Source organism: Acetobacter pasteurianus (assembly GCF_009914215.2).
Lineage (GTDB): Bacteria > Pseudomonadota > Alphaproteobacteria > Acetobacterales > Acetobacteraceae > Acetobacter > Acetobacter pasteurianus.
The window spans coordinates 1,817,501-1,841,462 of record NZ_CP039846.2; the positions used below are offsets into that span (position 1 = coordinate 1,817,501).

The window sequence follows — 23,962 nt, forward strand, 5'->3', positions numbered from 1 at the left end:
CTATGATATGCGCGGTAGCGGAGCGTTCCGTAAGTCAGTGAAGGAGACGGGGTGACCCTCTCTGGAGATATCGGAAGTGCGAATGCTGACATGAGTAGCGACAAACAGTGCGAGAAACACTGTCGCCGAAAGTCCAAGGGTTCCTGCGCAAGGTTAATCCACGCAGGGTTAGTCGGCCCCTAAGGCGAGGGCGAGAGCCGTAGTCGATGGGAAACAGGTGAATATTCCTGTACCTGCCAGAAGTGACGAATGCGATATGTTGTCAGGTCTTAACGGATTGATCTGGCTTTTGGAGCATTCCAGGAAATAGCTCTGGCGTATAGACCGTACCCGAAACCGACACAGGTGGACTGGTAGAGAATACCAAGGCGCTTGAGAGAACGATGCTGAAGGAACTAGGCAAATTGCTCGTGTAACTTCGGGATAAGCGAGACCCGTTGGTGGGCAACCATTGGCGGGTGGCACAGACCAGGGGGTAGCGACTGTTTATTAAAAACACAGGACTCTGCGAAGTCGAAAGACGACGTATAGGGTCTGACGCCTGCCCGGTGCCGGAAGGTTAAGAGGAGGTGTGAGAGCACTGAATTGAAGCCCCGGTAAACGGCGGCCGTAACTATAACGGTCCTAAGGTAGCGAAATTCCTTGTCGGGTAAGTTCCGACCTGCACGAATGGCGTAACGACTTCCCCGCTGTCTCCAGCATCGGCTCAGCGAAATTGAATTCCCCGTGAAGATGCGGGGTATCCGCGGTCAGACGGAAAGACCCTATGAACCTTTACTGCAGCTTTACAGTGGCATCAGAGACATTCTGTGTAGGATAGGTGGGAGGCTTTGAAGCAGGGGCGCCAGTTCCTGTGGAGCCATCCTTGAAATACCACCCTGAATTTTTCTGATGTCTAACCGTGGTCAGTTAGCCTGATCCGGGACCCTGTATGGTGGGCAGTTTGACTGGGGCGGTCGCCTCCCAAAGTGTAACGGAGGCGCGCGATGGTGGGCTCAGGCCGGTCGGAAACCGGCTGTTGAGTGCAATGGCATAAGCCCGCCTGACTGCGAGAGTGACAGCTCGAGCAGAGACGAAAGTCGGCCATAGTGATCCGGTGGTCCCGCGTGGAAGGGCCATCGCTCAACGGATAAAAGGTACTCTAGGGATAACAGGCTGATCTCCCCCAAGAGTCCACATCGACGGGGAGGTTTGGCACCTCGATGTCGGCTCATCACATCCTGGGGCTGGAGCAGGTCCCAAGGGTTCGGCTGTTCGCCGATTAAAGTGGTACGTGAGCTGGGTTTAGAACGTCGTGAGACAGTTCGGTCCCTATCTGCCGTGGATGTTGGAGACTTGAGAGGATTTGTCCCTAGTACGAGAGGACCGGGATGAACATACCTCTGGTGCACCGGTTGTCGCGCCAGCGGCACCGCCGGGTAGCTAAGTATGGAAGGGATAACCGCTGAAAGCATCTAAGCGGGAAACCCACCTCAAAACTAGGTCTCCCTGAGGGTCGTGGTAGACCACCACGTTAATAGGCCAGGTGTGAAAGCGCGGTAACGCGTGCAGCTAACTGGTCCTAATCACCCAATAGGCTCACTCTCTTACTGTCCCCTTAAAAGGACAGCCCGTGCACAGAAATCATCCATATATCGCCTACTTCTTCATAACCAACCGTCCTCCACACACCCCTTACAGGGTGGACTGGATGACCTGGTGGCCATGGCGGGGAGAGATCCACCCGATCCCATCCCGAACTCGGCCGTGAAAACCCCCAGCGCCTATGATACTGTGGCTTAAGCCACGGGAAAGTCGGTCGCCGCCAGGTCTTCCAATCCACCCTACCCAAATCTTACCCATACAAATTTCAACACACTTACAACCGCGGGGTGGAGCAGCCCGGTAGCTCGTCAGGCTCATAACCTGAAGGCCGCAGGTTCAAATCCTGCCCCCGCAACCAAGCACAGTTTCTAAAACCCCGCTCAACCAATCGGTTGGCGGGGTTTTTTGTGTGTATGATGGGGAATTTATAGATTTATATTATGAATGTTCAGTTAAACTAAGCATAGGTGTATTAACAATTTATAAAAATGTATCTCTCATGTCGGTCAGTTATAGACCTAATGTTGAGAATACAGCTTATGAGCAGTCAGATTGATCTGGATAGTGACCAGACTTATACGAATACGTCCTCAGTTACGTCATCCAAGACGGCATTAACCATAGAACTTGATGATGTTGATGCCATAACTGTTCAGAACAATGGAACACTTTCCTCAACAGGTAAGCGTGGGATTGATACATCTGGCATAGCCGCGTCAGGTACATCAGTTACTATTAACAATACGGGCACTATTTCCGGATCTGATGATGGTATCCGCATTGATGATGCACTGATTAATGGCACGTTATTGTTAGATAATAGTGGCACTATTGAATCTACAGATGATGGTCAGGCTGTAGATTTCAATTCTGTCAGTTCAGCATCTTCTATTACAATCATCAATGAGAGTAATGGCATTGTTAAGTCTACAGATGCAGATGCACTGCGTCCGGGGGCAAATGCATCTATTAAAAATGCAGGCACAATTTATGCAGATGGTGCCAATGGTGCGACAAAAAATGATGGGATCGATTTTCAGGATTACAGCGGAACAGTTGATAATTCGGGTTCTATTTCCGGCGCGCGTCACGGCATCACCAGTAGTACCGATGTTACGGTCATAAATGAAGCAGGGGGTACGATTACAGGCCGCGATGGGTCAGGTGTTGGATCAGACGGGAATGGAACTGTTACCAATTACGGAACTATCACCGGAGCCTATGATAATTCCGGTACAGGTGATGGAGACGGCGTTGACATAGATGGTTATGCAACCATTACCAACTATGGAACCATTCAAGGAACGGGCGCAGGCGGAAACGGAAGTGATGGCTACCCCAATACGAGTGAAGGGGTTTCAATTGGTGGTGGAGATATTGTTAACGAAAGCGGCGCTCTTATAAGCGGAGCTGCAAATGGTATTCTGGTTGATAACAGCAGCCAGGGAAATGCACCTTATGCAACGACTATTACCAACAATGGCACCATCCAAGGGCTAGATGGTTACGGTATTCATATCACCGATACGTTTGGAGATACGATTACAAATGCCGGCACAATTTCTGGAACAACAGATGCAATTCTGCTTGGTGATGGTGATGATACATTAAATATCCAGACAGGTTCGGTTATTTCGGGAACAGTCGATGGCGGAGCAGGTAATAATACTGTCAATCTGTCCGGCTCGGGTACATTCGATGGTGCCATTAATTTTCAGACAATGACGGTTTCCGGAAGTTGGATCCTTTCAGGAGATCAGTCCTATTCCACAATATCTCTGGCTGACAATGCAGCTCTGACACTTCAGGGGAGTGCGCCTTCCACGGAAACAATTACTTTTAGTGGAGGTGCAGCACTTATTTTAGGAAGTTCTTCATCTTTTAACGCAACACTTTCAAATTTTGCAGTCGGCAATACTTTAGATTTTTCTACAGTAACGTATGATACGGAAGCGACCGTTAGTGTATCGGACAATCAGGTTGTTATCAGAAGTAATGGCATTACTTATACACTGACGATTTCTCCAGCGGATACATCAGAGCAGTTCCAGCTAGCGAAAGATTCAGACGGCTCTCTTATGCTGGAAGCTGTTGTATGTTTCCTTCCAGGAGGCATGATTGCCACCCCCGATGGTGAACGTGCAGTGGAAACATTGCGCCCAGGTATGTCTATCCTGACTTTTGACAACGGTGAAATCACCCCCAAAGATATCGTGTGGGTGGGTTGCCAGCACGTTACGGTGCAGAGGGATTGTCCGCCTGATATTGCCGGTGTGCCCATCCGTATTTCCAAAGATGCCCTTGCGGCTGGTGTTCCGCATCATGACCTGTTGGTGACGCCCGAACATTGTCTTTATCTTGATGGATGCTTTGTGCCCGTTCGAATGCTCGTAAATGGCATGACAATTTCTTATGCGCACGAGATACGTTCCTATAAATGTTACCACATAGAAACGCGAGATCATGCCGTAATCCGTGCCAATGGTCTTTTCACAGAAAGCTATCTTGATACCGGAAATCGTCGCAACTTTAGCCCGTTAGCAGAGGGCACCGTGGTATCTGCTTTTAATGGGCCTGCGCGCAACTGGGATGAACATGCGGCCACAAAGCTTTTTACAGATCGTTCTTTTGTTGAACCGCTTTATTCTCAGATAGTCCAACGTGCTTCTGAAATGGAAGATATTACTGCCAAAGTAGACAAAGAATACGTGCAGGATCCAGCGCTTAGGCTTGTTCTGCCCAACGGTTCAAAAATGGTGCCACTGCGTATTATTGGCCAGCGTTATGTGTTTGCGTTGCCTGCCAATGTTGATGTTGTTCGGGTCATGTCTCGTTCAGCGCGCCCATGCGATACAATTGGTCCATATGTGGATGATAGACGTAACCTTGGGGTGTTGATTAGCCGCGTGACGGTTTGTGATGCACACCAAGGGGGTGACATTACCGCTCACCTTACAGATGATCTTCCGGGCTGGAATGCGCGGGAGGAAGGAACATGCCGTTGGACGCAAGGGAATGCAGTTTTGCCCTTAGGTGCATGTAAATCAAACCATCACACTGTTCTGGTTCTACATGTAGAAGCTGCGGGTCCATATCTGGTGGATAAAGAACCAATGAACATAGAGCCGCAAGTTGCCATGATAGTCTGATTGGTGCTGAGAGCTATCTCTGATGACGAAATCTGTTCTGGTTTGTCAGGATAAACTAAGGTAGTCATTATGGATGTCAGCGCGTGCTCACAGTTTGACTCATTTGGTGGTCTTCTGGCCACTGGTGCTGCTTGCTCTGGTTGCGCGTCTGACATTTGGTGGCGTTGTTTCACCAACGGCTCTAGTTGAGGATCCGCTTAAAGATCTCATAAAACTCAGTATTCTTTGCGAAGACCAAACACCCCTTTCTGATCCTGATGGATCGCATCACCACGCGACAGACCCGCAGGACGACAGTTTTCTTCTTTCCGAAGCTCTTGAGTTTTTCTTGCTCAGTGTTGCGTTCTGTATTTTTGCAGGGCTGCTTGCAGCAAGCATGTATCGAACATGGATGTTTGCTCCCATCCGTGGTCCACCAGCGCCAAAACGTACATCTCTCTGTCCGCAAGGTCCTCCCGTCTGACCTGAAGTTACAAGCGCCGCTCGCGTGTTTTTGCACGCGGGCTTTTCGTGTTGTTTATTCAGGTTCACAATCATGCTTTCTATTTATGGCACTCCTCTCCGGTTGTCCGGAGTGATGGCGGTCATGACTCTTTTATCCGCAGCCAACACGCATGCTGCCACAGCCCAGATGGCGCGTTCGCGCTACCAGACACACCGTGGTAAACTGGTATCTTCAGCTAAGCATCAGGCGAAAACGGAACACGTTACGGTAACAGGAAATAGTCGCGCATCTGCAATGGCACATCCGGCTGGGCAAACAACTTACAGTTCTGAGCGAAGTAGTTTTGGTAATCAGGTCGGACAAAGCGTGGCAGATATGGTTGTCACTATTCCCGGCGTTAGTTTCACTCAAGGGAATGGCCCACGGGATACGGTGGTTTCTGTCAGAGGTTCAGGGGATCGTCAGTCCTATGGGCTGAAGAATCTACAAGTGCTGGAAGATGGTTTCCCGATGACACAGCCTGACGGAACCGCCCGCGCTGATCTTATTGACCCACATGCTTATGAGGGTGTGGATGTGTTTGAAGGCCCAGCTTCAACTCTGTACGGCAATTACGCCATCAACGGTGCGATCAATTTTCGCACCCGAAAAGGTGCCGATATTCATGGTCTTGAGGTTGGTTCGGATTTCGGCAGCTTCGGGATGTTCAATAATTACGCAACGTTGGGGCTTGGCAATAAGCATTACGATCTAATGATTTTCGGGAGCGATGTGCGAGGGAATGGGTTTATTGCCAATAGCCGTTACAATACCTCAACAGAAAATGTGCGGCTGCGCGTTAATCTCACATCATCGGACAGGCTCATCCTGAAGTTTGTGAACAACGTTACGGATGCTTTTTTACCTGTGCGGCTTTCGCTCAACCAGTATCGGGCCAATCCGTATCAGCGCGGGTGTTATAATGCTGCAGATGCAGCAACAGGATGTGCAACTGTTAATCTGCTGGTGAATGGGCGCTACGGAACAAAGGAAGCCATAAGCCCGCAAGCTGCTGGTTTGGGCCGTTTTGACCGTCGGACGGTTGTTGGTTTGCGTTGGGAACATGATTTTAACGCACGCACAATCTGGCGGAATCAGTTTACGTACGATCAGCGCCATATTGATCAGCCAACCTCACCAGTAGCATATGTTGGCCCATACAATTCCTACAATGCCAGTTCCGATATAACAAACCATGCACGCCTTGCGGGTAAGTCACTGGAAACTTTTGGTGGGATCAGCTTCGATTATCTCGATTTTGGTTCTCAGATCTACAATATCATGCCACTTGGTGGAGCTACCCGTGGCGCGATGAATTCGGAATCATACGGTCATCAGTGGAATCTGGGTGCAAGGTTTCAGGAAGACTGGCATTTTGCACCCAACTGGCACGTGGTGGTGGGGCTTGGCGGAACATATTCCGATATTGGCGCTACTGAAACACTTTACAGCTATTCTGCCATGGGCCAGAATCAGCGTTACATTACAGCCAACCGGTTCTACTTCAATCTGGCTCCAGAAGGCGCGTTGATTTACACACCATCAAAGAAATGGACATTTCATACGCGTATCGGCACGGCTTATGGCACACCGTCCTCTTCCAATTTGTTTATTACGCCGCAGGGGCAATACGGCAACAACACACAATTAAAAAGCCAGACAAGTGTTGGGATAGACCTTGGTGCAGATTGGCATCCATCTTCCAACATAACTATGCAGGCAACAGGATTTTACGAATTCTACAATAATGAACTTGTAAGCCAATCTGCCGGTGTGAATACCGTGGGGGCCTACACATTTAATGCGCCAGCTTCCCAGCATAGGGGGATTGTTCTGGGGCTGGAGTGGAAACCGCTTCCTGCAATGCTACCGGGTGGGCGGATCAAGCTCAGTTATACGTATGATAATCAGGTTTATACAAATTACACCGAGGTCCTCTCAAATAGTGACCTTTCGCGCAGTTTCAGTCGTAAAGGAAAATATATTCCGGGTGTTATTCCCAATTTTCTCAATGCACGTTTTTTATACGATCAGCCAGATGGTGTTCTGGAAGGGTTAGGCGGATACGCCGAGGTAACGTGGCGAGATTCTTACTGGCTGGATAATGCCAACCGTCTGAAAGCTCCTGGTTATGCGTTGTTGAATCTGGAAGTGCATTATGATCCGCCAGCCCGGCTTGGGTGGGCGCATCGGTTGCACTGGTATTTTGAAGTGCAGAATGTCGCAAACCAAACCTATATTGCTGGGGCCACGAATGTCAGTGACAGCTTGCAGGCTAACGGACAACAGGCAACGGCCCGGACGCTTATGAACAGCACAGGCTCTATCTACGCAGGTTCACCCAGAGCGTATTTTGGTGGTATGCGTATCCGGTTTTGATGAGAGGCTGATCAAAACTCATGATGGATGATTTTTAGATGGTGGTAAAAGCTGTTTAAGCTCTACTGCAATTTGATGGGCGCTGGAATCAACCGGGATCATACCAGCCAGATGGTTCTGGCCGTCCATCAGGTACAGAAGCGAGCTATGATCCATAAGATAACCATTACCTGTTATTGCGCGACGCCGTGCTGAAACATGAAATGCGGTCATTATAGGCTGAAGTTGTGCTTCGGTGCCGGTTAGACCCACAATGCGTGAGGAAAAACGTTGGATGTATTCCTTTACAACGGCAGGAGTATCTCGCGCAGGGTCAACCGAGATGAAAATGGGCGTAATGTTCTTTCCTTGCGATCCCAGTTCATCCAACGCAGCCGATACGGTTGCAAGTGTAAGCGGGCAGACATCTACGCAATGCGTGTAACCAAAGTAGATAAGCGTATAACGGCCTTGAAAAGCTGCCTGTGAGACGATATGCCCATTTTCATCTGTCAGGGCATAAGGCCCCCCAATCTGGGTGTGGGACCGGGATGTCAGCACTACTCGTAGCCCAGTTGCCCCTATGAGTAGAGCAAAGAGAATACCCACTACAGGCAAAACTGTTTTCCAATTTTGTTTGTGTGGAGAACGGGATTTTCTCCTGTCAGATATGGTTGTGCGTGAGCTTTTCTGGGTCATGGGCATATTATAGCAAACAGCACATATGCTTGCAGCAATGCATTGTCGTTTCATTATATATGAACGGTTGGGTGTAAAGCAGTATGTATATTTTGGAATTGGAGAGGAACAGGTCTTATCCATTCAGCGTTAATAAGCAGGCGAGATTAAGTATACCGGAATAATTGTTTCTTCGGACAAAAAGTATGTCGAAGCCTGTTCTTGTTATTGGTGCAGGGCCTGTGGGGTTGACCATGGCCGTAGAACTGGCCCGATATGGAGTGCCAGTCAGAATTGTCGATAAATTGCCAACACGCACAATGCAATCCCGGGCGTTGGCTATATGGCCCCGCACTATGGAGTTGTTGCAGGCTGCTGGTTATGTGGAGGCTTTTATAGCCAATGGGCTGCATGCAAAAGCTCTTGGTATCTATTGGGGCAATAAGCCTCTTGCCCGTATTCCATTCAAGACAATTTCTTCTTGCTTCAAATATGTGTTGATGCTGCCTCAATCTGAAACTGAAAGATTGCTGGAAGAACACCTCAAAACTCTTGGTGGCACTGTAGAGCGTGAAACGGAACTAACAGACTTTGTTGATAAAAAGGATGGTGTTTTCTGCACTCTCACGCATAAGGAAGGTGAGAGTGAGACATTGGAAGCAGCATGGCTTATTGGTTGCGATGGTGCCCATTCTTTTGTGCGCAGTCAACTTGGTCTGGCATTTGAAGGAAACACTTTTCCCGTAAGTTTTGTGCTTGCTGATGTGCATGTATCGGGCCTTTCTATTCCATCCGATGAACCAGCTATTTTTTGGCATCATGATGGTGCAGTCATGCTCTTTCCAATATCTGAAGGCCGCTACCGTGTCATAGCTGATCTTGGTTTGGCTCCATTGCGTATGCCAAATCTGGAAGAAATGCAGGCGATTATAGACCAACGCGGCCCGGGCGGCGTTACTCTGTCCGATCCCGTATGGTTGTCAGATTTTGGTGTCAATGAACGTAAAGTTCGAGAGTATCGTAAGGGGCGTGTATTTTTGGCGGGAGATGCGGCCCATATCCATAGTCCTGCAGGTGGCCAAGGTATGAATATGGGCATGCAAGATGCCTTCAACCTTGCATGGAAGTTAGCACTTGTAGAACAGCAAAAAGTTAAACCCTTCCTGCTAGATAGTTACAGTATCGAGCGTAGCGCTGTTGCACGGCAGATATTTTCAGATTCCAGACGTATGACCAAAGTTGTTCTGCTTAAAAATCGTCAGTTGCAGAGAGTGCGTAACTTTATTGTAAAATCGATTTTCAGTATTTCAATGGCCCGTCATAAGATTGCCAACAGGCTCGCCGGGATCACGATCAGTTATCCAGATAGTCCACTTAATGCGGGTGTAACACGCGGGCGGTGTGGCCCACGGCCTGGGCAACGGTTGATTGTGAGGCATGACTCTCAGGACAGTCATGTTCCCCATTTTTCGCTTATGGCTAAAGATGATGTGAAAGCACAAAATATGATTTTACGTTATCCATACTTGTTAAAATCAGAAATATGCTCACCATCTCGTAAAAACGGTATCTGGCTTGTAAGGCCTGATGGTTACGTTGCAGCTACTGCACGTGACGGAGAATGGACAGTTATTGAAGAATTTTTATCTAACATAGTAGTAGAGCATGATTGTTAATATGAAATATAAATATGACCTTATTTTTATTGATTTTAAATTGTAAAGTTCTCTTACATTTAAAAGAAACTTTTCCAAATTCTGGGCGTTTATGAGCTTCATTCTAAAGGAGATTCCCCCAATGAATGTAAGCGAATTCTTATGGAAACGCCTTCAGGAGTGGGGGCTTAAGCGCGCCTATGGTTACCCGGGAGATGGGGTGGGCGGTATTGATGTAGCCCTTCAAAACGAAATTGACGCTGGGCATCTTGAATATGTTCAAGTACGCCATGAAGAAATGGCAGCATTTATGGCTACAGCTCATGCCAAGTTTACAGGGCAGGTGGGGCTTTGCTTTGCCACATCCGGGCCCGGTGCTATCCACCTTCTAAATGGTCTTTATGATGCCAAGCTAGATCATGTTGGCGTTGTGGCTATTATGGGCCAGCAGGCACGGGTGGCTCTTGGTTCAAATTACCAGCAGGAAGTTGATCTGCAATCACTCTGCAAAGATGTTGCGAGTGAATATGTTATAACGGTAACTGAACCATCGCAGATCAGGCACGCTGTTGATCGTGCAGTGCGTATTGCACGGGATAAACGCGCCCCTACGGTTATTATCGTTCCCAATGATTTGCAGTTACTACCCTATGCAGAACCGCCGATGGCACATAGTTTCACACATACAGGCATTGGCATAACAATAGGTAGTAAAGTTCCAGCAGAAGAAGGTTTGCGTGCTGCGGCCGAGGTTCTGAATGCAGGAAAAAAAGTGGCTATTCTTGCTGGAGCCGGTGCTCTGGATGCAACTGATGAAATTCTGGATGTTGCAGAAATACTTGGAGCAGGTATTGCCAAAGCCCTTTTGGGTAAAGCTGCAGTTCCTGATGAATTGCCGTATGTAACAGGTTCCATCGGCTTGTTAGGCACAAAACCATCTTGGGATTTAATGAAGGAATGCGATACCTTTTTGATGGTTGGCTCTGCCTTTCCTTATAGTGAGTTTCTGCCAAAACCGGGACAGGCACGAGGGGTGCAAATTGATATCAACAGTGCCAATCTTTCTCTCCGTTATCCTATGGATGTGAACCTTCAAGGTGATAGTGCAGCAACATTGCAGGCTCTTATTCCACTGCTGAGGCGTAATCATGATCGTTCATGGCGTAAGCAGATTGAGAAAGAGGTTGAGAAATGGTGGAAGGTTTTGGAAAAGCGCGCCATGGCCAGTGCGCAACCACTTAATCCTCAACGTGTGTTTTGGGAGCTTTCATCGCGTTTGCCGGAGAATGCTATTATTACCGCAGATTCCGGTTCTGTTGCGAATTGGTATGCGCGAGACCTTAAAATGCGACGAGGGATGAAAGCATCTCTTTCGGGTGGTTTGGCATCTTTGGGGGCGGGAACTCCATATGCAATGGCTGGCAAAATGGCTTTTCCAGAACGTACAGTTATTGCCTGTATGGGAGATGGTGCCATGCAGATGAATGGCCTGAATGTTATGATCACAATTTCCAAATACTGGAAGCAATGGTCTAATCCAAAATTGATTGTTCTTGTATTAAACAATCAGGATCTTAATCAGGTTACTTGGGAGGAGCGTATTCAACTGGGAAAAGGAAAGACGGAATCAACCCAATCCATTCCAGATTTTCCTTATCATAAGTATGCTGAGCTTCTAGGGCTTAAGGGGATTTATGTTGATGACCCAGAAAAAGTAGCTGCCGCATGGGAGGAAGCCTTAAGCGCAGATAGACCGGTTATTCTCGAAGCGCGCACGGATCCTAATGTGCCACCATTGCCACCTCATATTACTTTGCAGCAAGCCAAAGCGTTTCTTTCCTCGTTGCCAACAGAAGCTGAGCGTTCCAGCGTTGTGCGTAGGTCAGCGAAGCAAATACTGGCATCTCTGATGCCATCACGTAAATCATAACCTTTGCCGCCTTTGAAATGAGGCGGCTTTGGTAACTCTTGTTTCTGCTTAAAGCATTGGCCGGCCACCAGTTATAGGCAGAACAGCACCAGTTGTGTAACTTGCTTGATCTGAAGCAAACATTACGTAAGCAGAAGCAAGTTCTGCTGGCTGTGCTGGCCGGCCAATAGGTGTGTTTTTACCAAAATTGGCAACATCTTCTTGTGGCATTGTAGAAGGAATAAGGGGTGTCCAGACCGGCCCCGGCGCAACAGCATTTACACGTATATCTTTCTTACCCAGCATTTGCGCAAGGCCAGCTGTAAAGTTGGAAATGGCTGCCTTTGTAGCGGCATAGACAGGCAGGTGAGGGGAGGGTTGCACAGCATTGATTGAAGTTGTGTTGATAATAGAAGATCCACTACTTAAATATGGCAAGGCTGCCTGGCACAGGAAGAACATGCCGTAAAAATTTGTGCGGAATGTTGTATCCAGTTCTTCTTCATCAATTTCTGAAATATCTGTTACAGATTTTTGATGTGCAGCATTATTTACCAGAATATCAAGCTGCCCGAATGCATCAATTGTGCGCTTTATTATTTCGTTACAGTGTGATCGTTGCCGGATATCTCCCGGAAGCAAAATAGCACGGCGCCCGGCTTTTTCTATCCAATCGGCCGTGGTTTGGGCATCGTTATCTTCTGTATAATAAGCAATTGCGATATCTGCACCTTCACGCGCAAAAGCAATGGCAACTGCTCGGCCTATTCCGGAATCTGCACCTGTTATTAAAGCAACTTTTCCAGAAAGTTTTCCAGATCCTTGATAACTTTTTTCTCCATGATCTGGAATGGGATTCATCTTGTCCGTTTCACCAGGAACAGTCTGATGTTGAGATGGAATTTTTTCTTCATGTGCCATCATGTCATCTCCTAAGGAATGTCGCTTATTTTGTAGGGGGCAAAATTTACCGCTTTACATGGCAATGTCTTTTTCAGCGTATAGGCTTGCCATATATCTTTTAGATAGATCTGAAAGGCATGTTATTTTGCGTTTTTCTTGCGAGTTTCAGCGGCTTTTCGTGCTGAAGCAGAGCGTTCCTCTGCTGTCCGCTGTGCGGAAGCTTCTCCACCAGCTTTACCTCCTTTGCGTGAAGGTTCATGCGTGATGGCATGACCTCTTCCAGATCCATTTTTCTTGCCACCACCCGTTTCCTTATTGACAGTGGCCCACGCACGGCGTTCGGCTTCCTTTTCGTCTACGCCATGTTGTTCGTAGTTTTTTTCGATATGCTCAGCTTGTCGCTTTTGCTTGTCTGTGTAAGCAGATTTATCACCACGAGGCATAGTTTATGCTCCGTTTTTGATGGTTTCATCTCTGGTTTGTGTCTTGCGAGACAGAGATGGAGGTTTGATGACAACGCTGAAAAAAGAGAAAGGTTTTTCTAAGATCTAAGAAGCTCAAAAAGTAAAACTGATCTGTCTGTTACAGTAAAAACAATTTTTTGCTCAAAAATATCTTTTTCTATGTCATCACCAGCATTGGGGCGGTTGGTATCAAGAAGTAATTTCCAAACCCCACCGTCTGCTTCTGGTAAGGTAAATTCTACACTGTCTGTCCAGCTATTTAAAACCATGAATAAAGTTGCATCTTCCCCGCGTTGCCTAATGCCACTAGGTTGAGCGCGGCCATCCAGCATCAGCCCAAAACATTGTGCATGATCCCATTCTTCTTGCATCATTTCCATACCATTGGCACTGATCCAGGTAAGTTCTTTAATATCCAGTTCTTTATTGTAAGCTTCAGTCAGAAAACGACTACGCCGTAAAATGGGAAAACGCTTTCTAAGGCTGAGCATCCTTTGGGTGAAAGTTTTTAGGCTTTCGCCTTCTTCTTCAGTCTTCCAGTTTACCCATGAAATATCGTTATCTTGGCAATAGGCATTGTTGTTTCCGTTCTGTGTACGGCCAAACTCGTCTCCGGCCAGAAGCATGGGGGTACCTTGCGAGAACAGGAGGGTTGCCAGCATGTTGCAGCATTGTCGCCAGCGGAGAGCATTAATACTTTTATCATCTGTAGGGCCTTCAGTGCCATAATTGCAGGAACGGTTGTTGTCTGATCCATCCTTACCATCCTCACCGTTGGCATCATTGTGTTTATCGTTGTAGGAAACACAGTCTTTGAGCGTAAAGCCATCATGTGCTGTAATAAAGTTAACGCTTGCCCATGCTTGTCGGCCGCTATGGTTGAAAATATCCGGGCTGCCAAGAAGGCGTGGGGCTAAAGCAGCTGCACGCGCTTCTCCGCGCCAGAAATCCCGAACAGTATCTCGAAACTGGTCGTTCCACTCTGCCCAACTGGGAGGGAAATTTCCAACTTGATATCCACCTGGGCCAATATCCCACGGTTCGGCTATCAGCTTCAGATGCGCTAGGGTTGGATCTTGCCGGCAAACGCGTAAAAAACCGGCTTGGCGGTCAAACCCGTTTTTTTCTCGCGCCAAAATAGAGCCGAGGTCAAAGCGAAAACCATCTACTCCCATTTCTTCGGCCCAGTAACGCAGGCTGTCTGCCACAAACTGTATGACGTGTAGAGTATTAAGATTAAATGTATTTCCGGTGCCTGTATCGTTGATGTAATAGCGGAAATTATCTGGTATCAGCCGGTAGTAGGAGGCATTGTCCAAACCCTTGAAGGATAGCGTCGGCCCCAGTTCATTTCCTTCTGCTGTGTGATTGTAGACAACATCCATAATCACTTCCAGATTGGCCTCATGGTACCGAGCAACCATTTCCCTGAATTCGGCTGCCGGGTCCGTATGGTTGGCAGCGTAACGCGTATCTGGGGAAAAAAAGCCAATCGTATTGTAACCCCAATAGTTTGTAAGCCCTTTTTCTATAAGAGATTGAGGATTTACAAAACTTTGGATAGGTAATAGCTCGATAGAGGTGACCCCCAGAGATTTGATATAATCCAGCACAGAATGATGACAAAGCCCAGCATAGGTGCCACGCAGGTTATCGGGAACCAAAGGGTTGTTTTGCGTAAAACCCTTCACATGCGTTTCGTAAATAACAGTATCAGACCAACGTATTTTTAATGGTTTGTTTTTTCTTTCTGATGGTGGTGGGATAATACATTTGGGAATAAAAGGGGCGCTGTCCTGTTCATCAAAGCTTAAATCCAGATCAGGGTGACCAAGCTGGTAGCCAAACAGAGCAGGGTTCCATTCCAGATTGCCTAAGTGACCCCGAGCATATGGATCTAAAAGAAGTTTGTTGGGGTTGAAACGATGTCCAGCATCTGGCTCGTAAGGGCCATGCACGCGCAATCCATAAAGCTGCCCGGGATGTAAATCAGGTATCCAACCGTGAAACACTTGATCTGTGTATTCTGGAAGGCGGATACGGTCTGTTTCTGTTTTTCCATCCTGATCAAAAAGACAGATATCTACAGCGGTAGCGTTAGCTGAAAACACCGCAAAATTAACACCAGATCCATCATATGTTGCCCCAAATTCAACGGGGTTTCCTTCACGTAGGCGTTGACGAAGCGGAAAACTCATAGGCGGTGCCCTAACTTTATGCCGTAGGCCTATCCGATTTTCACCACATGGCGAAAATTGTGGCATGCATGGGGCTTTAACGCGCTGCTTCAATCAAAATTCAGTAACATAATCGTGTGCGGGAGACATTTTGAGAGGGGTGGCGTTCTGTATGTAAGGGTTACTGATAGCCGCGTCATGCCTGTCAGTGCGAAATATTCTATTCAAGGTATATAAAAGGGATGAGACATGACGCAGACATCTGTTTCAATGTTGCCAGCCAATTTAAACGTTCTTTCCGTAGCGTCAGAAATGTATCCACTTATAAAAACTGGCGGCTTAGGTGATGTTGTAGGGTCTTTACCCGGTGCTTTACGTCCATATGGAATAAAAACGCATACATTATTGCCAGGCTATCCTTCCGTTATGAAAGCTTTGGAAGAACGACGGATTATCAAGAATTTTGAAAATGTTCTTGGGTATTCAGTTACTCTTTGGGAAGGAGTAACAAAAGATCGTGCACTTTTTGTTGTTGATGTGCCAGCTTTGTATGATCGTGTGGGTAATCCATATGGCAGCCCAACAGGGCAGGACTGGCCAGATAATGGTATACGCTATGCTGTTTTAGCGCGCATTGGTGCATTTATTGCACAAGGATATCTGGAGCACTGGCAGCCAGCGGTGGTGCAAACTCATGATTGGCATTCCGCATTGGTGGCAGCTTATCTGCATTATGATGGTGTAAAAGCTGCACCTGTTTCCCATGTTATTCATAATTTAGCGTTTCAAGGTATTTTTCCTTGTAATAAATTGGAAGAATTCGGACTGCCAGCCCATGCATTTGCCTTGGAAGGTTTGGAATATCACGGGCAGATAAGCTTTTTAAAAGGCGCCTTGCTGTTTGCAAACCGCTTAACAGCAGTGTCTCCCACCTATGCAGAAGAAATTCAAACCCCAGAACATGGAATGGGGTTTGATGGCCTACTGCGTGCACGGTCTATGGTGTTGAATGGTATATTAAATGGCCTGGATCTTTCAGAATGGGATCCTATGACAGATTCAGCCGTGACTTTTCCATATACAGTTGGTGATAATGTGGGGCGTCGTGCCAATAAAAGAGTATTGCAGGCCGAGTTTGGTTTACCACAAAAGGCAGATACATTTCTGCTTGGGCTTGTCAGCCGCTTAACCACTCAAAAAGGTGTAGATATTCTGGCTGAAATTGTCCCACGTCTGTTTGAATGGAACATGCAGCTTATTGTTGTGGGAGTGGGTGATAGAGAAATTATGCGATCTCTTGCAGAATTGCAAAGTCGTTATCCGCATCAATTGGCATGTCACCTCAGTTATAGTGAAGTCCTCGGCCATAAAATGCATTCTGCGGTTGATGCTTCTCTTATTCCATCCCGGTTTGAACCATGTGGCCTTACTCAACTGCATGCGCTGCGTTATGGGTCTGTGCCTATTGCGGCACGTGTTGGTGGGTTATCAGATACCATTGTAGATGCAAATTCAGCCGCTATAGCCGAGGGTGTTGCAAACGGTATTCTGTTTTCTCCGACAAATAGTGAAACACTTTTGGCTGCTATAAGACGGGCATATGCTTTGTTTCAGCAAAAATCCGTTTGGGCACGATTGCAGCGTAACGGTGCATTGCACGATGTCTCATGGGAAGGGAAAGCTGCTGGATATGCTCAACTGTTTAGGGAACTGGCAGGCTATTTGCCATCACATCACAATACTCACGATGAAATTGCTCCACGCAGAGGCGATATTTTGCAGCGTCCGTTCCGTACATTACGCAGGATACAGCCTGCCCGCATGCCACTTGGTGGCCAAAAAAGCGAAAGCCTAAAGCGCACAGGCACATACGCTTAATTCAACAAGATATCATTATTCTGCAATTCTAAACCTGGTATGTCTTGCAATGCCTGCTCGTTCTGTATCTAAAAATCGTAAAACGGCTGATTTAGTGCTTCAAAAGCAAATTGAAGAGCTTGCATCAGGGCATAGCTCTAATCCTTTTGCAGTGTTGGGCCGTCATCCTGATGGGCGGGGTGACATTGTGCGTGTCTTTTTCCCAGATGCGTTTGAAGTCCGGGTAGTCATTACTTCAGCAGATGGATCTACGCTTGAGCGGCAGATGCAGCGTATTCATCCTCATGGCGTGTATAGCGTTACCATCCCCAAGCGCAGTCAAAGTTATTTTGTGCGCGTGAAATGGGCTGATAGTTGGCAAGATGTTGTTGACCCGTACAGCTTTGGCAAATTGTTGGGAGATCTGGACCTACATCTATTTTCAGAAGGGCGTCATCAGTCCCCAGATGCAATAATGGGAGCGCATTGTATCGAGATACATGGCGTAAAAGGTGTCCGTTTTACGGTTTGGGCGCCTAATGCTCGCAGGGTGTCTGTTATTGGGGATTTCAATATATGGGATGGCAGACGTCATCCCATGCGGTTGCGGCATGGAGCCGGAGTGTGGGAGTTGTTTGTTCCCGGCCTTATAGCTGGGGAACGTTATAAATATGAAATTCTTTCTGCTGAAGGAAAAGTTTTGCCGGCAAAGGCAGATCCTTATGCTCGATTTACAGAAAAACCTCCAGCCACGGCATCACGTGTTGCTGCGCCAATAATCCACGAATGGCATGATGCAGATTGGATGGCGCAACGGCATGAATTTCATAAAGTGAATGCGCCGTTATCTATTTATGAAATTCATGCCCCTTCTTGGAGATTGCCAGAAAGCGGCCAAGGGTTTGTGTCTTGGGGTGATTTGGCCGATGCACTTATCCCTTATATCCAGGAGCTTGGGTTTACACATATAGAGCTCCTTCCGATTACAGAGTATCCGTTTTCTGGATCATGGGGGTACCAACCCGTCAGTATGTATGCCCCAACGGCCCGGCATGGGGAGCCTCATGAGTTTGCTGCATTTGTAGATAGGTGCCATCATGCCGGTATTGGGGTGATTATGGATTGGGTGCCAGCTCATTTTCCTTCTGATCCGCACGGGCTTGCATGTTTTGATGGTACACATCTGTACGAACATGCAGACCCGCAGGAGGGATTTCATCAGGACTGGCACACGCTTATTTATAATTTTGGCCGGAATGAGGTGCGGGGTTTCCTGCTGGGAAGTGCCTTTTATTGGCTGAAGCACTTTCATATTGATGGTCTGCGGGTCGATGCCGTGGCGTCCATGTTGTATCGGGATTACAGCCGAAGGGAAGGGGAGTGGAAACCTAATATTTACGGTGGACGTGAAAATCTTGAAGCTGTCTCATTTTTTCATGAACTCTCTGCCCTCATGCGAGATATGTATGATGATGTGATGCTGATAGCCGAAGAGTCCACGGCATGGCCAGGTGTGACGATGCCTTCTGAAGCAGGCGGGTTAGGGTTTCGTTTTAAGTGGAATATGGGGTGGTTGCATGACACTTTGCGTTACATGCAGCGGAATCCACTTTGGCGCGGGTATCATGCAAATGATCTGAGCTTCGGCATGATCTATGCCTATTCTGAGTGTTTTATTCTACCACTTTCTCATGATGAAGTTGTGCATGGCAAAGGTTCTCTCTTGTCGCGCATGCCAGGCGATGAGTGGCAGAAACATGCTAATTTACGATGTCTCTACGCGCTTATGTGGGCATATTCAGGCAAGCAACTCCTTTTTATGGGAGGCGAGTTAGCGCAATGGGAAGAATGGAACCACGATGGCCAGATTGCCTGGCACAGGCTGGATGAGGCATCGGGCAAGGGGATGTATAATACGGTTGTAGCCCTCAATCGCCTCTATCGTTCTTATCCGGCTCTATATGCGGAAGATTACAATCCACATGGCTTTCAGTGGGTGATTGCGGACGATACGCAGAATTGTGTTTTTGCCTGGTTACGCTATGCGCCAGACGCGGCACCTGTTCTGGTTGTTTGTAATATGACACCTGTGCCCCGCCACAATTATCGGGTGGGTGTTCCACAGGGTGGATACTGGCACGAAATTCTCAATACCGATGCCGCATGTTTTGGTGGGTCTAATGTTGGCAATGCTGGTGGGCTGCATGCGCAGGATGTGCCTGCCCACGGGATGTGTTGTTCTTTAGATGCAACGCTCCCACCACTTGCTGTTTTGTATTTCAGTCCGGTTGTTCCCTAGGCACGTTATTCTTGCTTGAAAGGCTCCTGACCATGCGCACATTTCGATTTAGAAAAACTTTTGGTGCGGAGCTTCTGGAGAAAAGGCAAACAGCTTTTACGCTTTGGGCACCATCAAGTAAAAATGTCTTTCTGCATGTTGAAGGGATGCAAGATTTGCAAATGCATTCTGATGGACAGGGGCATTTTAGCATTACAGCTCCTTGTGGGGCTGGAGCGCGTTATCGTTTTTGGGTTTCTGATGAACAGTTTGTGCCGGACCCAGCAAGCCGCAGTCAGCCAGATGGCGTGTTAGGTGCAAGTGAGGTGATAGATCCAGAATATTATCAATGGCAGTGTCCAGAATGGCAGGGAAGGCCATGGCACGAGGCCATTATTTACGAACTTCATATAGGTTTGTTAGGTGGTTATGAGGGCATATGCCAACAGTTAGATGAACTGGCAGCCCTTGGCATTACAGCCATTGAGCTAATGCCCATAAACAGTTTTGGGGGCACGAGAAATTGGGGGTACGATGGGGTTCTACCATATGCGCCGGCAGTTTCTTACGGTCATCCAGATGAACTGAAGCATCTGATTGATGCCGCACATATGCGTGGGCTTATGGTTATTCTTGATGTGGTTTACAATCATTTTGGCCCTGAAGGGAATTTTCTACCAGTTTATGCAAATGATTTTTTCAACCACGATCAGCATTCAACGTGGGGAGTTGGGATAGATTTCAGTAGAGCTGAAGTGAGAGATTTTTTTATAGAAAATGTGCTCTATTGGATTATGGAGTATCGGTTTGATGGTGTGCGTATTGATGCAGCATCTGCCATTTCTGATCACACATGGTTCGGAGTGTTGCAAGAACGGGTTCAGGCCACTATTGAGCCTGGACGCCATGTGCATTTGATACTCGAAAACGAAAATAATGATGCAGGTTTACTGAGAAACGGTTTTACTGCCCAGTGGAATGATGACGGACATAATGCCTTACATGTGCTTCTGACAGGAGAGCATGAAGGATATTACAAAATGTTTTCTAAAAATCCGACACAGGATTTAGCTCGGGTTTTGGCGGAAGGTTTTGTTTATCAAGGGCAATTCAATTCTTATTCCGGCAAATGTCGAGGAATGCCGAGTGACGATCTGCCAGCAACGAAGTTTATTCTATTTTTACAAAATCATGATCAGATAGGTAATCGAGCCTTTGGGGAGCGACTATTGGTGCTAGCAAAGCCAGAGGCAGTGAAAGCTGCCTATGCTTTGCTGCTTTTAAGTCCCATGATTCCTATGATTTTTATGGGGGAGGAATGGGGATGTATCACGCCATTTTATTTTTTCTGTGATTTTCATGGTGAATTGGCAGAGCGTATCAAAGCAGGACGACGAAACGAGTTTTCTAAATTTTCAGCATTTCAAGATGAGAAGATACGTAAACGTATTCCAGACCCTAACGCACGCAGCACCTTTGAAGCGTCTAGGCCAGATAGGGGCATAAGAGATACAGATTTGGGTAAAGCATGGCTGGTTTTAACGCATCATTTGCTCACACTACGTAAGAAATGGATTATTCCTCATTTACATCACGCGCAAAGCGCAGGGGTAAAGGTGCTGGGACTAGGCGCCATATGTGCGCATTGGTATTTAGATAATAGAAAATTACTTACCATTTCAATAAATCTCTCTGATAAAAATACAAAAATTACAGAACCGCATGATCTAATTTATACTCTGCCAGATACAAGAGTGGCAGGAACATTACCTGCATTTAGCATTGTGGCGAGTATGGAAAACCTGCCATGAATACATCATTGCGTGCGACGTATCGTATCCAGTTTAACAAAGACTACACTTTGTATGATGCCGTCCTGCTTGTGCCGTATCTTTCAAGGCTTGGTATTAGCCATATTTATGCTTCTCCATTATTAGCATCAGTCCCAGGATCTATGCATGGATATGATACAATCAGTTGGGATTATATTGATCCAGACAGGGGCGGAGAGGTAGGTTTAAAAATTTTGGTAGATGCGCTGCGTAAGCATAATATGGGGCTTATTCTTGATATTGTACCAAACCATATGTCTACAAGCTATCAGAATTTATGGTGGCAAGATGTTTTGCTAAATGGACATAAAAGTAAATATGCAGGTTATTTTGATATCGATTGGTCTGTCTCTCAAACACAAGCGCAGCATCGTATTATTCTGCCGTTTCTTGAGAAACCATTGTGCGATATTTTAGACGAAAAGAAAATCCGTTTTTTATATCACAGTGGGAAAAAGTCTTTTGTAATTACGTATGAAGATAGAATTTTTCCAATCGCGTTAGAGAGTATGAACTGGGTTGTTGGTTTTTCCAGTTTTAAGGATGCAGAAAATTTGCCTTTGGATTTAAGGAAGCTGTTAATAGATTTTTTTTCTTCTGCAACTTCAGAGGGAAGGCAAAATCTTTTATTGCTTTTGCAAAAGCAACATTATCAGCTCGTTTGGTGGCGCAATGCTGGTGATTTGGTAAACTGGCGGCGTTTTTTTGATGTGACATCTTTAATTGCACTTCGCATGGAGCGATTAGAAGTTTTTGTTCGTACTCATACATATATATTTGATTTATACCAACGAGGTTTGATTGATGGTTTCCGAATTGACCATATTGATGGCTTGCTACAACCGGATAAGTATTGCCAGCATTTGAGAAAAGAATTGGAAAAATTAAAGCAAAAAAGACCAGAAAATCTAAGGAATGATCCTGTTATTTTTGTAGAAAAAATTTTAGGCAATAAGGAAACTCTTTCAGATAAATGGTTGGTTTCTGGCACTACAGGGTATGATTTTCTTGAGCAGACCTCCCTTCTTTTGCATAACCCAAAAGGAGAGGAAAAATTAGATGTCTTATGGGAACAATGCGGAGTTTTCCCCTATAAAAAAGTGCAGGAACTGGCACGGAACGAAAAACTGGATTCTTCATTTTATAAAATGTTCCGTGATCTTATTCTATCTTTCATAAATATTTTTCCACCGGAACAAGATGTAACAGAACATGCTATAGAAACGGTGTTGCGAAAAATTCTAGTCGCGTTTCCTGTATATCGTATTTACTTTTTGAATTCTGTAATAAGTAAACAGAGCCTTCCATATTTGCGGAAATCCTGTAATGAGGTACGTCAGGAATTATCTCTCTATCATATTCCATTATTGAATAAAATTGAGTGTATTTTAAGCCAAAAGATTGATCAGGCGTTGGGTAAAAAGTGGCCTGAAGATTTATTTGTATCTCTAACAGCTCCGTTAGCTGCCAAAGCAGGAGAAGATACAGCATTCTATCGTTATGCGCGTTTATTGTCTCGAAATGAAGTTGGCACAGATCCAGATCTTTTTTCAAAAAATATAGAAGCATTTCATCAAGCTAATATATCGCGTTTTTTGTCACATCCAGATGCACTGCTTTGCACAGCTACGCATGATCATAAACGTGGGGAGGACGGAAGGGCACGGCTTATGGTTTTAAGTGAACCTGAGGCGAAATGGCCTGAAACCGTAATGCATTGGTTTGAACAAAATGCTGACTTACATATATTAGACCATTCAAAAAAACATGTTTCCCAAGCAGATGAAATATTTATATATCAAACGCTCATTTCTGCATGGCCTTTAAATAAAAGTGATTTTTCGGATTTTCCTCAAAGATTAAGGTCTTATCTGACTAAAGCTTTGCGAGAATCTGGTTTATGTACCAGTTGGGATGCGCCTGATATTACATATGAAAAAACATGCCAACATTTCATGACGCAACTTCTACGTGTGCCATTTGTAAAAAATATCGCTACATTTATAAATGATATTTCTCCTGCTGCGGCCATGAATAGTCTAACGCAGGTTATTTTGCGTTGTATGGTTCCTGGCGTTCCTGATTTATATCAAGGGCGGGAGGACTGGGATTTTAGTCTTGTAGATCCTGATAATAGAAGGCCGGTAAATTATTTGAAATTGCAGGAAAATTTAGAACAAGAGATAGACTTATTAGCATTGGCTCATAGTTGGCGTGATGGAAAAATTAAGCAGGCTATAATATATAAACTTCTTGGATTAAGAAAAAATTATCCTCAAATTTTTACAAATGGTCAATATGAAGGGGTTTTAGTGGAAGGACCTTTATCAGATCATGTTGTGGCCTTCCAAAGGTTTACAAAAGATATAAAAATTCTTGTTATTGCAACACGATTTAATTTTTCTCTTAATATTAACGAATATTTACAAAGTTACCATGATGGCTGGAATGAAACCAAGATTTTTTTGCATGAAAATCTAAAAAATACCGAATGGAAAAGCATTTTATGGGGGAATACTTTTAAAAATAATACTGTTTCTAACCTCGCATATTTTTATGGATCGGTACCATTCGATGTTCTTATCTCACATCATGTTACATAATTTGTATGTAACATGATGTGTTCTTTTGCAT

The 23,962-nt window shown here is 46.0% G+C and carries 13 protein-coding genes, 1 tRNA gene and 2 rRNA genes (1 of these 16 only partly in view); 12 read left to right on the plus strand and 4 right to left on the minus strand.

The features are described from left to right. The 6 genes from FCN51_RS22080 to FCN51_RS22105 form a co-directional block, all read left to right on the plus strand. Nucleotides 1-1,586 (plus strand): 23S ribosomal RNA (locus FCN51_RS22080) (it extends 1,157 nt beyond the left edge of the window). Nucleotides 1,587-1,694: 108 nt separating this feature from the next. Further along, nucleotides 1,695-1,810 (plus strand): 5S ribosomal RNA (rrf, locus tag FCN51_RS22085). Between the two features lie 55 nt (nt 1,811-1,865). Continuing rightward, nucleotides 1,866-1,942 (plus strand) — tRNA-Met (locus tag FCN51_RS22090). A 130-nt stretch (nt 1,943-2,072) separates the two neighbouring features. After that, nucleotides 2,073-4,733, plus strand: a complete 2,661-nt coding sequence (locus FCN51_RS22095) for a Hint domain-containing protein (protein ID WP_160256877.1) — start codon at nt 2,073-2,075, stop codon at nt 4,731-4,733. Between the two features lie 73 nt (nt 4,734-4,806). Beyond that, nucleotides 4,807-5,196 carry a hypothetical protein gene (locus tag FCN51_RS22100; protein WP_035362384.1) on the plus strand — a complete coding sequence of 130 codons (390 nt, stop codon included), beginning with the start codon at nt 4,807-4,809 and terminating at the stop codon, nt 5,194-5,196. Nucleotides 5,197-5,220: 24 nt separating this feature from the next. Next, a complete protein-coding gene (locus FCN51_RS22105; protein WP_201762566.1) occupies nt 5,221-7,596 on the plus strand; it encodes a TonB-dependent receptor family protein in 2,376 nt (791 codons plus the stop codon). A gap of 18 nt (nt 7,597-7,614) precedes the next feature. Here the strand turns inward: FCN51_RS22105 and FCN51_RS22110 are convergent, their stop codons facing one another. Continuing rightward, the gene (locus FCN51_RS22110; RefSeq protein ID WP_236661230.1) at nt 7,615-8,136 is read right to left on the minus strand and encodes an SCO family protein; all 522 of its coding nucleotides are present in this window, start codon (nt 8,134-8,136) and stop codon (nt 7,615-7,617) included. A 323-nt stretch (nt 8,137-8,459) separates the two neighbouring features. On the opposite strand from FCN51_RS22110, the gene FCN51_RS22115 reads away from it, so the two are divergent. Together FCN51_RS22115 and FCN51_RS22120 are read left to right on the plus strand one after the other, a co-directional pair. Beyond that, nucleotides 8,460-9,929, plus strand: coding sequence for an FAD-dependent monooxygenase (locus tag FCN51_RS22115; protein ID WP_160256880.1), 1,470 nt, complete (start codon nt 8,460-8,462; stop codon nt 9,927-9,929). Nucleotides 9,930-10,050: 121 nt separating this feature from the next. Next, nucleotides 10,051-11,838, plus strand: coding sequence for a thiamine pyrophosphate-requiring protein (locus FCN51_RS22120; protein WP_160256881.1), 1,788 nt, complete (start codon nt 10,051-10,053; stop codon nt 11,836-11,838). A gap of 48 nt (nt 11,839-11,886) precedes the next feature. On the opposite strand, the gene FCN51_RS22125 is transcribed toward FCN51_RS22120, so the two are convergent. The 3 genes from FCN51_RS22125 to glgX form a co-directional block, all read right to left on the minus strand. Next, nucleotides 11,887-12,741, minus strand: coding sequence for a glucose 1-dehydrogenase (locus FCN51_RS22125; protein WP_160256882.1), 855 nt, complete (start codon nt 12,739-12,741; stop codon nt 11,887-11,889). Nucleotides 12,742-12,860: 119 nt separating this feature from the next. Continuing rightward, entirely contained in the window at nt 12,861-13,163 is a 303-nt protein-coding gene (locus FCN51_RS22130) for a plasmid stabilization protein (protein WP_160256883.1), read from the minus strand. 98 nt (nt 13,164-13,261) lie between these two features. Further along, on the minus strand, nt 13,262-15,448 hold the full coding sequence (glgX, locus tag FCN51_RS22135; protein ID WP_201762567.1) for a glycogen debranching protein GlgX: 2,187 nt from the start codon (nt 15,446-15,448) through the stop codon (nt 13,262-13,264). 162 nt (nt 15,449-15,610) lie between these two features. Between glgX and glgA the strand changes: the two genes are divergently transcribed. From glgA to treY, 4 genes are read left to right on the plus strand one after another with little or no spacing between them, the layout of a single operon-like run. After that, the gene (gene glgA / locus FCN51_RS22140) at nt 15,611-17,239 is read left to right on the plus strand and encodes a glycogen synthase GlgA (protein WP_160256885.1); all 1,629 of its coding nucleotides are present in this window, start codon (nt 15,611-15,613) and stop codon (nt 17,237-17,239) included. Between the two features lie 49 nt (nt 17,240-17,288). After that, the gene (gene glgB / locus FCN51_RS22145) at nt 17,289-19,517 is read left to right on the plus strand and encodes a 1,4-alpha-glucan branching protein GlgB (protein ID WP_160256886.1); all 2,229 of its coding nucleotides are present in this window, start codon (nt 17,289-17,291) and stop codon (nt 19,515-19,517) included. Nucleotides 19,518-19,549: 32 nt separating this feature from the next. Then, the gene (gene treZ / locus FCN51_RS22150) at nt 19,550-21,307 is read left to right on the plus strand and encodes a malto-oligosyltrehalose trehalohydrolase (RefSeq protein WP_160256887.1); all 1,758 of its coding nucleotides are present in this window, start codon (nt 19,550-19,552) and stop codon (nt 21,305-21,307) included. Beyond that, the gene (gene treY / locus FCN51_RS22155) at nt 21,304-23,931 is read left to right on the plus strand and encodes a malto-oligosyltrehalose synthase (protein WP_310255647.1); all 2,628 of its coding nucleotides are present in this window, start codon (nt 21,304-21,306) and stop codon (nt 23,929-23,931) included. The genes treZ and treY overlap by 4 nt, the downstream gene beginning before the upstream one ends. Nucleotides 23,932-23,962: the final 31 nt, after the last annotated feature.

Bases quoted from the DNA above. Each gene is read 5' to 3' on its own strand.
- FCN51_RS22095 (WP_160256877.1), top strand. From the start codon at position 2,073: ATGTATCTCTCATGTCGGTCAGTTATAGACCTAATGTTGAGAATACAG.
- FCN51_RS22100 (WP_035362384.1), top strand. From the start codon at position 4,807: ATGTCAGCGCGTGCTCACAGTTTGACTCATTTGGTGGTCTTCTGGCCA.
- FCN51_RS22115 (WP_160256880.1), top strand. From the start codon at position 8,460: ATGTCGAAGCCTGTTCTTGTTATTGGTGCAGGGCCTGTGGGGTTGACC.
- FCN51_RS22120 (WP_160256881.1), top strand. From the start codon at position 10,051: ATGAATGTAAGCGAATTCTTATGGAAACGCCTTCAGGAGTGGGGGCTT.
- FCN51_RS22125 (WP_160256882.1), bottom strand. From the start codon at position 12,741: ATGATGGCACATGAAGAAAAAATTCCATCTCAACATCAGACTGTTCCT.
- FCN51_RS22130 (WP_160256883.1), bottom strand. From the start codon at position 13,163: ATGCCTCGTGGTGATAAATCTGCTTACACAGACAAGCAAAAGCGACAA.
- glgX (WP_201762567.1), bottom strand. From the start codon at position 15,448: ATGCCACAATTTTCGCCATGTGGTGAAAATCGGATAGGCCTACGGCAT.
- glgA (WP_160256885.1), top strand. From the start codon at position 15,611: ATGACGCAGACATCTGTTTCAATGTTGCCAGCCAATTTAAACGTTCTT.
- glgB (WP_160256886.1), top strand. From the start codon at position 17,289: ATGCCTGCTCGTTCTGTATCTAAAAATCGTAAAACGGCTGATTTAGTG.
- treZ (WP_160256887.1), top strand. From the start codon at position 19,550: ATGCGCACATTTCGATTTAGAAAAACTTTTGGTGCGGAGCTTCTGGAG.
- treY (WP_310255647.1), top strand. From the start codon at position 21,304: ATGAATACATCATTGCGTGCGACGTATCGTATCCAGTTTAACAAAGAC.